Source organism: Nostocoides japonicum T1-X7 (assembly GCF_001046855.1).
GTDB classification, from domain to species: Bacteria; Actinomycetota; Actinomycetes; order Actinomycetales; family Dermatophilaceae; genus Nostocoides; species Nostocoides japonicum.
This window is the reverse complement of the sequence record NZ_HF570958.1, coordinates 147,392-162,181: the sequence shown is the minus strand read 5'-3', so window position 1 is coordinate 162,181 and position 14,790 is coordinate 147,392. Positions and strand designations below refer to the sequence as shown.

At 71.7% G+C, this 14,790-nt stretch carries 13 protein-coding genes and 2 tRNA genes; 5 read left to right on the top strand and 10 right to left on the bottom strand.

The features are described 5' to 3' along the window. Nucleotides 1-120 precede the first annotated feature (120 nt). The 6 genes from BN12_RS00780 to BN12_RS00755 all read right to left on the bottom strand — a co-directional run bounded on the left by BN12_RS00780 (nucleotide 121) and on the right by BN12_RS00755 (nucleotide 8,583). Nucleotides 121-1,041 (bottom strand): LLM class F420-dependent oxidoreductase, encoded by a 921-nt coding sequence (locus BN12_RS00780; protein WP_048549615.1) that lies wholly within the window; start codon nucleotides 1,039-1,041, stop codon nucleotides 121-123. A 217-nt stretch (nucleotides 1,042-1,258) separates the two neighbouring features. After that, nucleotides 1,259-2,167 (bottom strand): GNAT family N-acetyltransferase, encoded by a 909-nt coding sequence (locus BN12_RS00775; RefSeq protein WP_048549614.1) that lies wholly within the window; start codon nucleotides 2,165-2,167, stop codon nucleotides 1,259-1,261. 128 nt (nucleotides 2,168-2,295) lie between these two features. After that, nucleotides 2,296-3,978 (bottom strand): energy-dependent translational throttle protein EttA, encoded by a 1,683-nt coding sequence (gene ettA / locus BN12_RS00770; RefSeq protein ID WP_048549613.1) that lies wholly within the window; start codon nucleotides 3,976-3,978, stop codon nucleotides 2,296-2,298. A gap of 215 nt (nucleotides 3,979-4,193) precedes the next feature. After that, nucleotides 4,194-4,802, bottom strand: a complete 609-nt coding sequence (locus BN12_RS23295) for a single-stranded DNA-binding protein (protein WP_162233009.1) — start codon at nucleotides 4,800-4,802, stop codon at nucleotides 4,194-4,196. A gap of 209 nt (nucleotides 4,803-5,011) precedes the next feature. Beyond that, nucleotides 5,012-6,826: a GTPase gene (locus BN12_RS00760; RefSeq protein ID WP_235432261.1), complete on the bottom strand. Its 1,815-nt coding sequence runs from the start codon at nucleotides 6,824-6,826 to the stop codon at nucleotides 5,012-5,014. A gap of 35 nt (nucleotides 6,827-6,861) precedes the next feature. Further along, nucleotides 6,862-8,583, bottom strand: coding sequence for a dynamin family protein (locus tag BN12_RS00755; RefSeq protein ID WP_048549611.1), 1,722 nt, complete (start codon nucleotides 8,581-8,583; stop codon nucleotides 6,862-6,864). Nucleotides 8,584-8,638: 55 nt separating this feature from the next. Between BN12_RS00755 and BN12_RS00750 the strand changes: the two genes are divergently transcribed. Beyond that, complete coding sequence (locus BN12_RS00750; RefSeq protein WP_048549610.1) at nucleotides 8,639-9,325, top strand: 2'-5' RNA ligase family protein; 687 nt, start codon at nucleotides 8,639-8,641, stop codon at nucleotides 9,323-9,325. Between the two features lie 14 nt (nucleotides 9,326-9,339). After that, nucleotides 9,340-9,413: transfer RNA gene (locus BN12_RS00745), tRNA-Arg, on the top strand. A gap of 389 nt (nucleotides 9,414-9,802) precedes the next feature. Here BN12_RS00745 and BN12_RS00740 read toward each other — a convergent pair. The 3 genes from BN12_RS00740 to BN12_RS00730 all read right to left on the bottom strand — a co-directional run bounded on the left by BN12_RS00740 (nucleotide 9,803) and on the right by BN12_RS00730 (nucleotide 11,728). Further along, complete coding sequence (locus BN12_RS00740; RefSeq protein WP_048549609.1) at nucleotides 9,803-10,552, bottom strand: Clp protease N-terminal domain-containing protein; 750 nt, start codon at nucleotides 10,550-10,552, stop codon at nucleotides 9,803-9,805. Nucleotides 10,553-10,648: 96 nt separating this feature from the next. Further along, a complete protein-coding gene (locus tag BN12_RS00735) occupies nucleotides 10,649-11,194 on the bottom strand; it encodes a putative immunity protein (protein WP_048549608.1) in 546 nt (181 codons plus the stop codon). Nucleotides 11,195-11,269: 75 nt separating this feature from the next. After that, complete coding sequence (locus BN12_RS00730) at nucleotides 11,270-11,728, bottom strand: YdeI/OmpD-associated family protein (RefSeq protein ID WP_048549607.1); 459 nt, start codon at nucleotides 11,726-11,728, stop codon at nucleotides 11,270-11,272. A gap of 115 nt (nucleotides 11,729-11,843) precedes the next feature. Here BN12_RS00730 and BN12_RS00725 point away from each other — a divergent pair, with 115 nt between their 5' ends. Continuing rightward, nucleotides 11,844-12,419 carry a peroxidase-related enzyme gene (locus BN12_RS00725; protein ID WP_048549606.1) on the top strand — a complete coding sequence of 192 codons (576 nt, stop codon included), beginning with the start codon at nucleotides 11,844-11,846 and terminating at the stop codon, nucleotides 12,417-12,419. A 218-nt stretch (nucleotides 12,420-12,637) separates the two neighbouring features. Here BN12_RS00725 and BN12_RS00720 read toward each other — a convergent pair whose 3' ends face one another. Continuing rightward, nucleotides 12,638-13,873, bottom strand: coding sequence for a PrsW family intramembrane metalloprotease (locus BN12_RS00720; protein ID WP_083454301.1), 1,236 nt, complete (start codon nucleotides 13,871-13,873; stop codon nucleotides 12,638-12,640). A gap of 98 nt (nucleotides 13,874-13,971) precedes the next feature. Here BN12_RS00720 and orn point away from each other — a divergent pair, with 98 nt between their 5' ends. Beyond that, nucleotides 13,972-14,628, top strand: a complete 657-nt coding sequence (gene orn, locus BN12_RS00715) for an oligoribonuclease (protein ID WP_048549605.1) — start codon at nucleotides 13,972-13,974, stop codon at nucleotides 14,626-14,628. A gap of 50 nt (nucleotides 14,629-14,678) precedes the next feature. Then, nucleotides 14,679-14,754, top strand: a tRNA-His gene (locus BN12_RS00710). Nucleotides 14,755-14,790: the final 36 nt, after the last annotated feature.

Below are 14,790 nucleotides of genomic sequence, written 5' to 3'. Positions count from 1 at the left end.
GCCATCTGCCACCCGATCGGGGCCTGTGCACCACCCCAGCCGACCCCACCCGGCCATCTGGCACCCGATCGGGGCCTGTGCACCACCCGTCCGGCGACGGGCCGGGGTGGCGCCGCATACTCACCGGCCGGCGGGAACGATCGGCTCGATCTGGCGCACCACCTCGGCGACCAGCTCGTATGCCGCGGGGTCGGTGTTGTTGGCCATCCCGGCGATGACCGTGTCCGTCCCGATCGAGGCGAGGCGGCCGATCCGCTCGACGACCTCGTCGACCGAGGAGAACGGCTCTCCCGAGGACGCCGTTCCCGGGGTGCGGGACAGCGCGAACCTCGCGAGCACCGTCTTCTCGATGTCCGCGTAGTCCCGCCCGACGTCCTCACAGTGCCCGCGGAGGACGTCGTACTTGTGGGCGATAGCACCCGGCTCGCCGAAGTCGAAAATGTTGCACGCGTCGGCATACTGTGCGACGAGCCGGAGCGTCCTGCGCTCGCCCCCGCCGCCGATGAGGATCGGAGGGTGCGGTCGCCGGATGGCCTGGGGAACGTTGAGGGTCCGCGCGAGCCGATAGTGGACCCCTTCGTATGCCGCGTCGCCCTCGGCCCACATCTGGCCACAGATCTGCAGGGTCTCCTCGAGGCGCTCGAAGCGCTCCTTCGTCGGGGGGTACGGCACCCCGAGTCCCGCGTGCTCCTCCTCGTACCACGCGGCACCGATGCCGAGCCACGCCCGCCCGCCGGAGAGGACGTCGAGCGTCGTCACGGTCTTGGCGAGGATCCCGGGATACCTGTACGACACTCCGCTAACCATGGTACCGAGCTCGATGCGCTCGGTGAGGGCAGCCGCATACGCGAGGGCGGTGTAGCCCTCGAGCATGTCGAGCTCGGCAGGCCCGATGGCAGGGATCTGCCAGAAGTGGTCCATCACCCACAGGCTCGACATGCCGGCCTGCTCGGCGTTCCTCGCGATGGCGGAGAAGGTGGGGCCGATCGACGCCGGGGCGTCCGGCCAGGTGAAGTACGAGACCTGGGTGCCGAGTTTCATGGGCCCATCCTGCGCCTTGCCCAGCGGCGCGGCCGGCACCAGTGCCCCGGCGTGGCCCTCGAGTCCGCCGCTACCAGCCCGGACGCGACCGACGGACACCCAATGGTGGCGCCTCGATCGCGTCCCGAGCCCGGGTTCGTGCTCGGCCGACCGCTCCCCGGCCGGGGACTCGAGCCGATGGGGTGTCCGTCGGTCGGCCGGGCGAGGACCAGCCCAATCAGCGGCGACTCGGCCCGACGACATGGTTCGCCATGTCGACGACGGGCCGGTATCCGAGCGACGCGTAGAGACGGTTGGACACCGGGTTCGCCTGGTCGGTGAACAGGCAGGCGCGATGCCCTGAAGCGAGGATCCGGCGCGACACCTCGGCGACGGCAGCACCGGCATACCCCCGACCGCGATGCTCCCTCGGTGTGTACACCGGCCCGACCCGCGAGACCCCGTATGCCGGTGGCCGGACGCACGTGAGGTGCACCGGGCGGCCGGCGGGTGTCTCCCAGAGCCAGACGCCGCCCTCGTCGATCCGTTGGCGGATCTCGGGCCGGTCGACGATCGGGTGGTCGAGCGCCGACGGGGTACGACCCGCCTGGGCCGCCGCGTCGAGGTCGAAGGCGTCGAACCACTCGACGACGAGGTCGGCATCGTCCCTCGTCGCCGGCCGCAGCCTGCCCTCGGGGCGCCGCGGCTCGATGACGTCGCGAACCTCGTACAGTCGGGTCGGCATGGAGACCGACACGGCACCGTCGGTGAGGCGCGCGGTCTCCTCGGCGACGATCCGGGCGGCGGGTAGCGATCCGTTGACGCCCTCGAGAGCCTCCCCCCGCTCGTGGAGCGTCCGCGCGAGCCGGACGGCGGCCTCGTCCGGCAGGGTGAGAACGTATGCGGGATGCGGTTCGAACGACGCGGTGCGCATCGCGACGCCGGCCACCTCGCCGGTGTCGTCGCGGGCGATCACGAACCAGTAGGGATAGCCCTCGCGCACGGCGCGGTCCCGGCCCCTCCCGTCGCCCTCCATCTCGAGGACCGTCGACACGACGGTGCTGAGGACGGGACCCGCGGCGAGAAACGGCCCGGCCGCCTGCGCGAACGGACCCGCCTCGTCGGAGAACTCGAGCGTCGTCGACACACCTCGACGGTATGCCGGGTCCTCCGCTCGCGGCGACCCGAGGGTGCGCGCGCCGTCGTCGCTGCCGCACCGGCTCTGCCGACGGGGAGGCGATCCTCGTGTCGTGCACGTGGCCCGCGGGAACGGGTTCAGTCTCGGGTCAGCTTGCGGTAGGTGACGCGGTGCGGGCGAGCCGCCTCCTCGCCGAGTCGCTCGACCTTGTTCTTCTCGTAGGCGTCGAAGTTGCCCTCGAACCAGTACCACGCGGCCGGGTTCTCTTCGGTGCCCTCGTAGGCGAGGATGTGGGTCGCGACCCGGTCGAGGAACCATCGGTCGTGGCTCGTCACGACGGCGCAGCCGGGGAAGGCGAGGAGGGCGTTCTCCAGCGAGCCGAGGGTCTCGACGTCGAGATCGTTCGTCGGCTCGTCGAGCAGCAGGAGGTTGCCGCCCTCCTTGAGGGTGAGGGCGAGGTTGAGCCGGTTGCGCTCACCGCCGGAGAGGACGCCGGCCTTCTTCTGCTGGTCGGGTCCCTTGAACCCGAACTGCGACACGTAGGCGCGTGAGGGGATCTCCACCTTGCCGACCTGGATGAAGTCGTTGCCGTCGGACACGACCTCCCACAGGCTCCTGTTCGGGTCGATGCCGCCCCGCTCCTGGTCGACGTAGGAGATCCGCACTGTCTCGCCGACGTCGACGACCCCTCCGTCCGGCTCCTCGATGCCGACGATCGTCTTGAAGAGGGTCGTCTTGCCGACGCCGTTCGGACCGATGACGCCGACGATGCCGTTGCGGGGCAGCGTGAACGACAGACCGTCGATGAGCAGGCGGTCGCCGAAGCCCTTTCGGAGGTCCTTCACCTCGATGACCTTCGACCCGAGCCTCGGCCCCGGCGGGATCTGGATCTCCTCGAAGTCGAGTTTGCGCGTCCGCTCGGCCTCCGCCGCCATCTCCTCGTAGCGGGCCAGTCGCGCCTTGCTCTTGGTCTGGCGTCCCTTCGCGCTCGATCGCACCCACTCCAGCTCGTCGGCGAGCCGCTTGGCGAGCTTGGCGTCCTTCTTGCCCTGGACCTGGAGCCGGGCCTGCTTCTTCTCCAGGTAGGTGGAGTAGTTGCCCTCATAGGGGTAGGCCCGGCCGCGGTCGAGCTCGAGGATCCAGCCGGCGACGTTGTCCATGAAGTAGCGGTCGTGGGTGACGGCCACGACCGCGCCGGGGTAGCTCGCGAGGTGCTGCTCGAGCCACAGGACGGACTCGGCGTCGAGGTGGTTGGTCGGCTCGTCGAGGAGCAGCAGGTCAGGCTTCTGGAGGAGCAGCTTGCAGAGGGCCACACGCCGGCGCTCGCCTCCGGAGAGGACGGTGACGTCCGCATCCGGCGGCGGGCAGCGCAGGGCGTCCATCGCCTGCTCGAGCTGGGAGTCCAGGTCCCAGGCGTCCGCGGCGTCGATGGCCTCCTGCAGGTGGCCCATCTCCGTCATGAGCGCGTCGAAGTCGGCGTCGGGCTCCGCCATCAGGGCCGAGATCTCGTTGTAGCGGTCGAGCTTGGCCTTGATCTCACCGGCACCCTCCTCGACGTTGCCGAGAACGGTCTTCTCCTCGTTGAGCTCCGGCTCCTGCAGGAGGATGCCGACCGTGAAGCCAGGGGTCAGCCGAGCCTCCCCGTTGGACGGCTGGTCGAGCCCCGCCATGATCTTCAGGACGGTCGACTTGCCCGCGCCGTTCGGGCCGACGACGCCGATCTTGGCCCCCGGGTAGAAGGAGATCGACACGTCGTCGAGGATGACCTTGTCGCCGTGGGCCTTGCGGGCATGCGACATGACGTAGATGAACTCGGGCATGGGGTCAAGGCTAACCAGCCACGCCCCCACACCCCGAATCCGCGCGGCATCGTCCCGGGCCGGGACACGGGCGGCTCGGCACGCAGATCCACCACGCCGGACACGGTCGGCTCGGCACGCCGAACCGCCACCTCGAGGCATGCCGGACCTACGCTCGGCGCGGGCGCACCGCCCGGCGAACCGGGAACCACCCCCGGTGCGCCCGACCGGACGCTTCAGACCGCCGCGAGCGAGCGGGACCCGTCGCCGTCGTCACGCGAGCCGCGCATCCGGGAGACCACCTCCCCGGTCACCGGGTCGACGACCTCGACACCCTGCGAGCCGTCCTCCAGGCCGTCGGGGTCGAGCTCCAGGTCGGCATACTCCCGGTCGTCCCCGTAGGCCTCGTATCCATCCCCGGCGTGGGCGGCGAGGACGGCGGGGTCACCCATCCGGTCCCCGTCGTCGACGGCGACGATGCCGGCGAGCTTGGTGAAGCGGGTGCGCCCCCGGGACAGGTCGTGGCCGACGGCCGTCGCGTCGATGTCGACGCCGGTGCCCGACGTGCCGTCGGCGCGGACGAACTGGGTGATCCGCAGGCGGCCGGTGACGACGACGGGCTGGCCCTTCTCGAGCGAGGCGTGCACGTTGACGGCGAGCGCCCGGAAGGCGGCGACACGGTAGAAGTTCGTGTGGCCGTCCTCGTAGCCGCCCTTCTCCGCACTCCAGCGCCGCGATGTGGACGCGACGCGGAACGACACGAAGGTGTCCCCCGTCTTGGTCTGCCTGAGCGTCGGGGTGTCGACGACGTTGCCGACGACGACGATGGTGTTCTCGTTGGTCATGGTGTCCCCTTCTCGGTCGGCCGGCCATCTCCGGGACCGGACAGCACCGACGATGCCGAGGGTCGGCATACGCGGGGAAGCAGGCGATGAACCCTGTGGACGACCGAGGTCGGCGTCATGCCCCTGTGGACGACCTGCCACAGCCGGCCCCGCACCCGCGCGAGCGCTCGCTCGTCGGTGACCTGGCCTACATGAGAACGTCGGCCAGGTCACCCACGAGGGAGGGCCCTCGCCCGCGCAAGCGCGGTCCGGGTCTCGGCGTGGCGGGCCAGGACGGCCTCGACGGGTGCGACGATCCGATCGTCGGCGACCTCGGTGACCGCCGACCGGAGCCGGCGCTCGACGCGATGGGCGCGGCGACGTGCACCGATCCGCGCCAGCCACCGCGACAGCGTCGACAGGAGCAGCCCGAGGATCAGGCCTCCGACGAGCAGCACCGTCGGCACGGGGAACCAGCCGAGGTGTGGCGTGTGGACGTCCGGCAGCTGCAGCCACCCCATGACCGCAAGCACGACGAGCCATGCGAGCCCGACGACGGCCGCGACCGCCAGGACCACGTGCGCGGCATTGACGAAGGCCCACCAGCGCGGCGGCGGCTCCCGCAGCGGCGTACGGACGATGGCCTGGTCGAGCGCGTCGGCGACGTCGGGTCCCGGCGGGGCGGCGGCGTCGTGGACGGCCTCGGCCCAGCGGACCGGCAAGCCGGCCGCGGCCGTGTCACCGAGCTGACGGGTCGCGAGGTCGACCGCCGCACGCGCCGCAGGGGTTGGCGGGGGCAGGGACGACCGGCCGGTCACGGCGAGGACGTCGGCCTGCGACACCTCTGGGACCTGCTCGAGCCGCAGCCGGCGCAGCGGTCGCGGACGGAGCGAGCGCGCCCAGCGGGTGAAAGGCCAGCCGGTCCGCCCGAGCGCCTCGTGCACGTAGTCACGCTCGACCGCCGCGACGACGGTTGGTATGCCGGCAGCCCGGACGAGCGCGTCGACGAGCCTCTCCCGGCCGGCCCCGTCGACGCCAGGCCCATGGCCGGCCCCTCCAAGCCCGTGGCCGGCACTGTCGACGGACGCCCCGTCGAGATCGGCGACGTCCGGCAAGAGAGCTGCCGCGGCCGCAGACACGTCGGCCGCGAGCCGCATCCGGGCGGCACCGCGGCCGGCGACGGCATTGGCGAGCCGCTGGCGCAGCTCGTCCACTCCGGTGCCCTGGGTCGCCGATGTCGAGAAGAGCGTGACGTCGTGGAGGCCGTCGGCACGCAGCAGGCGGTGCAGGTCGCCGGCGCACTCGGTGGCCTGCTCCGGCGTGAGCCGGTCCACCTGGTTGAGGACGACGACGGACACGGCATCGTGCGTCGCGAGGGCGGCGACGAAGTCGTCGTGCAGCCGCGCGTCGGCATACTTCTGCGGGTCGGTCACCCAGACGAACACGTCGGCCAGCTCGAGGACCCGCTCCGCCTCGGCCCGGTGCCGCAGGTCGCGCGAGTCGACGTCGGGCAGGTCGAGGAGGACGAGCCCGTCGAGGGCGCCGACGGCGCCGGCCTCGGACGTCCCGGTGCCACCGGCCCCGCGACGGTCACCTTCCGCGCGCACGTCCGCCGCCCTGCCCGACGGCCTTCCCACGGTCCCTCCCGCATGCCCTCCGGCAGCCCCTTCCACGAGCACTCCCGCGGTCTTTTCCACGGTGCCGGAGTCGAGGTGGTGACGGGATCCGACGGCGAGCCAGTCGAGCAGGGCGGAGGCGTCCGCCTCGCCCCACACCGCCGCCGTCGGCGTGGACGTCGTGGGACGTCGCACACCGACGGTCGCCACCGGCGCTCCGACGAGGGCGTTGAAGAGGCTCGACTTGCCGCTCCCCGTGGCGCCCGCCAGCGCGACGACGGTGAAGTCGCCCGTGAGGGCCGTCCGCTCCCGGATCTTCTGGACGACGGCGCTCGCCCGCGCCGCCGCGTCCGCGTCGAGCTCGGCACCTCCCCGGGTGAGGGCGATCTCCAGGGCCAGGGCCCGCTCGCCCAGCTCCTCGGTCGACACACCGGGAACCTTCGCCGAGCCCCTCCGCAGGGGGCTCACGGATTCGCCTCACGGACCGCGCCCATCGCCCGCGCGAGGCCCTCCGCCTGGCCGTCGGCAACACCGACGTCCTCGAGGGCGGCCTCGAAACGGCCGCGTTCGGCGGCATACAGCGCAGTGACGTCCTCGACGAGCAGGCGACGGGCCTTCGCCGCCATGGAGCGCACCGCCTGGTCGCCGAAGATCGCCTCGAGGACGCGCTGGGCGAGCACCGACGTGCCGCCTGCGATGCCGACCTCCGCGCCGGTGAGTCCCCCGGTGTGCGCGAACGTCACGAGCATGAGGAACAGGCCCACGCCGTTGACGCCGTATGCCGCGACGCGCGCGTTGGTCCTCCGGCTCCCGGACTCGGAGCGGATGAGCTGGAGCAGCTGGCCCTGCCAGTCGCGGACGAGCCGGTCGGCCCGGTCGCCGAGCGGGTCGTCGGGTGAGGCGAGCTCCGGCCGGTCATCGAGGAGCTGCGCGCCGCCGGGCAGCCGGCGCCACGCGCGAGCCACCGTGGAGCTCGCGGACTCCCCGTGGGCCCGGACGAGCGCGGCGACGCCGGTATGCAGCGCCTCGTCGAGGCCCTCCTCGGGCCGGGGCCGCCCGGTCACCGCCGCGGTCATCCGGTCGCGTACCCGGGAGACGGTCGTCTCGACCTGCTTGAAGAACTCGCCCGTCCCGACGAGCTCCTGCCACCGGGCGAGGACCTCCCCGCGCAGGAGCGTGCCGTCGGAGACTCCTTCCTCGACCGCCGCGAGGGCCGATGCGTATGCCGTCTCGACGGCGTCGCGCAGCGCGTCGGCGGCCGCCGCCTGGACCCGGGTCGCGTCGACGAGCTCGTCCACGCGGCCGTCGAGCGAGGCCATCGCGCCACGCAGCGTCTGGGCGACGACGATCGACCGCGCCCTCGCGTCACCGGCCAGCGCCTCGAGCCACGCGCGCAGCCGGCTCGTCGCGGACTCCGGGAGCAGCCCCTCGGGCGTCAGGGAGCTCTCGGGCACGGTGAACACCGGCGACGTGCCGAGGCCCTGGTCACGCAGCATCTCGACGAGATGGGGCCGGACCTCGTCGACCACGTCGGGTTCGACGCGGTCGAGGACGATGGCGACGGCGGTGCCTCGGGCCGAGGCGTCGCGCAGCAGGTCCCACGGGACGGCGTCGGCATACCGAGCCGCCGTCGTGACGAAGAGCCAGAGGTCGGCCGCCATGAGGAGCTGCTCGGCGATCGCCCGGTTGGCGTGGACGACGGAGTCGATGTCGGGTGCGTCGAGGAGCGCCATGCCGGCGGGGAGTGCCGAGGACGCGACGAGGCGCACCGTGCCGGGCTCCGGGTGCTTCCCCGGGGCACCTGTCACACGGCTGAGACCGGGGAGGATCCGCCGGTCGGAGAACCAGGCCTCGTCGTCGGGGTGATGCACGAGGACCGGGCTCGTCGTCGTCGGACGGAGCACCCCGCTGCGGCTCACCTCGTTGCCGACGATCGAGTTGACGAGCGTCGACTTGCCCGCTCCGGTCGACCCGCCGATGACGGCGAGCAGCGGTGCGTCGAGGGATCTCAGGCGGGGCAGGACGTAGTCGTCGAGCTGGTGGAGCAGCGCACCCCGGTTGCTCCGCGCGCCCGCCGTGACGACGAGGTCGAGAGGCAGTCGCGCCGCGGCGACCTGCGCGCGAAGCGACTCGACGGCCCCGATGAGCGGACCCGCCTCCTCGGCCGTCGTCGTCACGGGCGCCATGCTAGTTCGGACGACGTAGCGCCGCCGGTCGCGACAGACCGACAATGGAGCCCTCATGCGCCTGTTCGTCGCCGCCCTCCTTCCGCCCCGTGTCGTCGAGGATCTCGAGGAGTTCCTCGAGCCGCGGCGCTCCGCCGCGGGCGCGCCACACTGGTCCGCCCCCTCGCAGTGGCACCTCACGCTGTCGTTCATGGGAAGCGCGCCCGAGCGTCGGCTCGACGGGCTCCTCGAGCGCCTTGCCGAGCGCTCGGCGCGGTGGACACCCTTGTCGCTCCAGGTCCGTGGCGGCGGCGCCTTCCCGCACGTCGGCTCCGCCAAGGTCCTGTATGCCGGCGTCCACGCCTCTCCCCTCGCCCCGCCTTCCGCCGCCAGTGCATCGCCGGATCCGACCAGGTCCCTCGAGGTTGCCCGACCCACCGTGCCTGACCGAACCGACAGCCCAGGCCATGGGGAGAGAGCCAACGGGAGCACGCCGTTGGCATCCTTGTCGCGCTCGGTCCGCCACGCGTGCTCGGCGGCGGGTGCCGAGCCGGACGGGGCGAGGTTCCGGCCCCACGTGACCCTCGGTCGCTTCCGGCCTCCGGTCGAGGCCACCCGCTGGGTGCGGCTCCTCGACACCTACGTCGGCCCGTCGTTCCCGCTGACCGACATAGTCCTCATCGAGTCCCACCTCGGTCAGGGGGCCGGCGGCCACCCGCGGCACGACATCGTCGAGACCTTCCCCCTCGGCACGTCCACCTAGACTTGGGCCGCCCAGCCCCCGTAGCTCAGCTGGATAGAGCAAGAGCCTTCTAATCTCTAGGTCGCAGGTTCGAGTCCTGCCGGGGGCACCCTGCCGCAGCGAAGCAAGGCCGTGCGCCTCTGGTAGGACGATGGGAGGAGGAGCGCGCGACGCGAGGAACGAGCGTCGTATGCGACGACGGCTCCTGCCGGGGGCGCGCTGCCGCAGCGAAGCAAGTCCTCACCGACGCAGCGAATCCGCCACCAGGACACTGGCGTCTGCAACGACGGGCATGGACACTGCAGGACACCGATTCGTGAGCTCGCTCGTCGCGCCGGCTGTCGGCCGGTGCCTGACAGGTCATGTCGGGGGTCGCGCTCGGCACGACCCCCAGCGCCTGCGCGCTCTGTGGGGAAGATGGTGGGCCCCAGAGCGCCAGCCATCTTCCCCACAAGGATCGGTCGCGCCTTCCAGGGCCGCTTCGGCTGGCGGTTGGCATCACTCGTCGGGGCCTGCGGCGAGTCGGCGCTCGATGGCGTCGAGCCGGCGGGCGAGCTCGGCGACCGTGGCGTCGCTGCGCTCGGCCGACCGGCTTCGCTCCAGCACGACCCCTGCGGCGGCGGCGTTGATGGCTTGACGGAGTGCCGGGGCCTGGACGCCGTGGTCGACCAGGATGTCGTGGGCCGGGCCGTCGCCTGCGACAAGCCCGAGGAGGAGGTGTTCGCACCCCAGGTAGTTGTGCCCGAGCTCCACGACCGCTTCCAGAGCAGCAGCACACGCGAGACGCCCTGGCATCGTGAGCCGCCCGAGCAAGGCGTCGGCGGATTCGACGGCGGTGGGCCCGGACTCGTCCGCGTGGCTCGCTCGGACCGCCCCCGCAAGCGCATCGATGTCGATGCCCTGGGACAGCAGCAGCCGCACCGCGAGGTTCTCGCCGTCGTCGAGCAGGCCGCGCAAGAGGTCGAGTGACGACACCGGGCCGCGGGCTCGACCCTTGGCATCCCGACCCGCGGTCTCCAGCGCCGCGAGGAGTCGCGGAGTCATCCGCGTGCGGATGCCCTCGCCGATCCGTCCGAGGAGAGCGGCGGGAGTCGCCGGGTCCCGCAGCGCCATGATGCCCTTGCGGGTCCGTCCGATGCGCTGCACCGCATCGGTGAGCGCCGCCTGGCATACCGCCGACACCGGCACGTTCGCCTCCTTGACGGCGGACGCGAGCGCCTCGGGGAGGTAGACATTGATCTTCGGCATGGCGATCCTCGCTCTAACCCGTATCTAACCCCTATAGGGTTATACCTCGATCGAGAAAGGTCAAGCGGTCCTTCTGACCTCCATCCGCCCGGCGGGTCAGCCCCCGTCAGGCGCGGCGAGCCCGGCCTGGAGCTCACCGATTATGACGCCGAGTTGCCCCGACGCAAGGAGCCCCGGACCGAGGGGTCCGGACCGGTCCGTGCCGACGGGCGGGAGGGTTCGCAGGGCGGCGCGGACGTCTGCCGTCATCTGGTCGAGCTGCCAGCGGATCTCGTCGTCGACGACCTCCGGCCGGTCGGGGTCCGCGAGGCCGGCGGCTCTCACGGCGTATGCCGCGGCGCCGAGTGCATGCGCCCCCATGTGGCATACGGCCACGGCCTGACCCGCGGATCGGGCAGCGGCGGCCGCGGCGGGCGCCGTCACCTCACCCGCAGGAACCCCACCGACGAAGCGGCGGCGGATCTCCTCGGCCGTGTCCAGCTCTCCACGGGCGTATGCCCGGGCGCGGGCGATGGCCGCCCGAGGACGGTCGTCAGCGGGCGCCTCGGCCTCGAACAGCCCGAGAACCCGCTCGGCACAGTCGGCGGCCCAGGCGGCGACCCGACGACGATCGGCTTCGCTCAGCGTCTGGACGGATCTCACCGTCCCGACACTACGTGCCGATCAGACGCGGCCCATGAGGCCCCGCGCAATCCATTCCTCCTCCGCCGCCAACGCTCAGCGGGGCTTCCCCTCCCGGAAGAGGGCGATGGCCTTGTCGACCCGGCGCTGCCGCGTCTCGGGCGCCTTGGCGGCGTTGATGGTGTCGACGTGGTAGCGCTGCAGGCTGTTGGAGAGCGTCGCGAAGTAGCGCTCGGCAGCCGGCTCTCCCGTCAGGGCAGCGGCCAGATCGTCGGGCACGACCACTTCACGCGGCCCCTCGGCGAGGGTGAGCACGACGTGGATCGGGTCGCCGCCCTGCAGCCCGGTCTCCGTGCGGACCGCGGCGCTGATGCTGACCAGGTGCCGGCCGCCCATGACGCCGACGGTGGTGCGGTACTCGTAGCCGTCGAGGTTCACCAGCACAGCCGGACGCCTCCCGGCGCCGAGCTGCTCGATGACCTCGTCGGGTACGACGATCCCGGTGTTGCGGCCCGTCGCCGTGACGGTGGTGTCGAAGGTGACGCTCCTGACCATTCGCTGGCAACTCCCTTCCTGGTCGAGGCGGATCGACGTCGAGGTGGATTGACTTTGCCAGCAGATCAGTCTAGAGACGCTGCATGCGGCCAACCGAAGAGAAGGACTCCGAGCCATGACCGACACACCCGCCGTGAGCCGCTATCCGGTTCCTCAGCTCGACGACCTGCCCGAGGACATTCGTGAGCGGATCCTCGCCGTGCAGGAGAAGTCGGGGTTCATCCCCAACGTCTTCCTCGTCCTCGCGCGCCGGCCCGAGGAGTTCCGCGCCTTCTTCGCCTACCACGACGCGCTGATGGACAAGCCGGGGAACCTGACGAAGGCCGAACGGGAGATGATCGTCGTCGCGACGTCGAGCCCCAACCAGTGCCAGTACTGCGTCGTCGCGCACGGGGCGATCCTGCGGATCCGTGCCAAGGACCCCCTCATCGCCGACCAGGTCGCGGCCAACTATCGCAAGGCCGACATCACCGAGCGGCAGAGGGCCATGCTCGACTTCGCGCTCAAGGTCGCGAATGAGGCCTACGCGGTATGCGACGCCGACTTCGACACGTTGGGGTCGCACGGCTTCACCGACGAGGACGTCTGGGACATCGCCGCGATCTCGGCGTTCTTCGGCATGTCGAACCGGATCGCGAACGTCACGAGCCTGCGGCCGAACCCCGAGTTCTACGCCATGGGCCGGGGCTGAGCCGAGACCCAGGGTCACGAGGGTCGCGCCGAACCCGTTTGTGGCGAGGGGTGTCGGATGCTCGTGGGCGCGGCGCCGGATGCTTGTGGGGAAGATAGCCAGACCCAGGACTCCGGCCACCTTCCCCACAACGGCCCGTGGCCGAGGGTCCGCCTCCCTCCCTGTCACCGGGCGGGCCCCCATGGGGCCCGCCGCCGACGGTCCCCTCGCCCTCCCCGTCAGACGAGGGTCGTGCCGATGAACTCGCGGCGCCGAGCGACGAGGGCGTCGAGCAGCTGCCGCTCGGTGCCGAGGGCCTGCGCGTCGGCGATGCTGTTGTACATGCGCCGGCGCAGCAGGGCCAGCTCGCTCGCCGCGTCCTGGAAGGCGCGCATCGCCGCGAGCCCGCGTGGCCCGGTGTTCGTGCGCGCCCACATCCGGGCTTCCCGGCGGCGCGACATCGAGGAGAGCATGGCCACCTCGCCCGGGGAGAGCCAGCCGGCCGCGGCATACGGACTGAGGAAGATCCCGATGAGCTGACCCTCCCGGCGCCGGGCCCACCCGATGAGGGCGAGGAACGCGACGAAGATGGGCACCTCGACGAGGACGTAGAAGACGACCATGCCGTGGCCGCCCAGGGTGGCGGCGAGGTTCCACATCGAGTGCGCGAGGACCGCGAGGAGATAGCCCGCGAGCGGGGCGACCACCCGGAGCCACCGGGACCCCGACGTCGCGGCGATCCCGATCCCGATCCCCGTCATGCAGGTGAAGATCGGGTGCGCGAACGGGCTGAAGACGCCTCGGAGGACGAACGTCGCGGCGAGGTAGGGGCCGCCGCCCTCCTGGTACGCCTGCCCGAGGTAGGTGATGTTCTCGGTGAAGGCGAACCCGGCGGCGACGAGGCCGGCATACACCATCCCGTCGATGATCCCGTCGAACTCCCGCCGCAGGAACCGCCACACGACGAGGACGAGCAGCCCCTTGGCGGCCTCCTCGACGAAGGGCGCGACGACGACCGCGGTCGTCTGCAGCGCGGACGTCGGGTCCGTCGCCGCCCGGAAGACGGCGAGGGCACTGGTGTTGAGGAAGGCCGCGATCGCCGCCGCGAAGAGGGCGCCCCAGGCGAAGGCGAAGACGAGCAGCCGGGTCGGCTCCGCCTCGAACCGGTCGAGCCAGAGGAAGGTCGGCACGACGATCCCGAGCGGCAGGGCGGCCGCGAGGACCGCGAGCAGCGTCGTGACGAGCCCGAGGTGACCGCCGACGTTGACGGCGAGGACGAGACCCGAGAAGGCGAACCCGACGACGACGAGACCCGTGATGGCCCACGTCCGGATCCGGGCGCGACTCGACCTGCGCTGCGACCCCGGGCCCGGCTCGCTGCCCGGGTCGTATGCCGAGACCTGCCCGGACCAGGACGTCCGCACCCCGGGTGGCTGGGGCCGGTCGTCACCAGTCCACGGGTTCGGCGTGGTCATGAGGGCGAGGGTATCCGAGCGGCGTTTCCGCACGTCAGACCACGGTGCGCCCCGGCGGGCGACCGGCCCGACCGGGCCCTCGGCAATAGAGTGGCGCAATGACCTCCGCCCCGACCGAGCGCGCCCTCTCCGACCGCATCGTGTGGATCGACTGCGAGATGACCGGTCTGTCGCTGCAGCATGACGCCCTCATCGAGGTGGCCGCCCTGGTCACCGACTTCGACCTCAACCAGCTCGGCGACGGGGTCGACGTCGTCATCGCTCCCCCACCGGAGGCGCTGGAGCAGATGAACGACTTCGTCCACGAGATGCATACGACCTCGGGTCTCCTCGACGCCCTCGCGCACGGCGTCACGCTCGAGGAGGCGCAGCGGCGGGTCCTCGCATACGTCCGGGAATGGGTCCCCGAAGCACGCAAGGCGCCGCTCGGCGGCAACACCGTCGGCACCGACCGCGGCTTCCTCGCGCGAGACATGCCCGAGCTCGAGGAGTGGCTGCACTACCGGGTCATCGACGTCTCCTCCATCAAGGAGCTGTCGCGACGGTGGCTCCCCCGCGCCTACTTCAACGCGCCGACCAAGTCCGGCGGCCACCGCGCGCTCGCCGACATCCGCGAGTCGATCGCCGAGCTGCGGTACTACCGCGAGGCCGTCTTCATCCCGCCACCGGGCCTCGACAGCGACACCCTCAAGGCCCTCGGCGAGCGCCATATCGTCGATCACGGCCGGCCGGTCACGAGCACCCCTCAGAGTTAGGTACGATTGTCGCCGCTGCGCGGCCGGCGGTATGCCGGTCGCTTCGCATGGTGGGTGTAGCTCAGCTGGTAGAGCATCTGGTTGTGGTCCAGAGGGCCGCGGGTTCAAGTCCCGTCACTCACCCCACGGCTCGGCCCCAGCATCTCGATGCTGGGGCCGAGC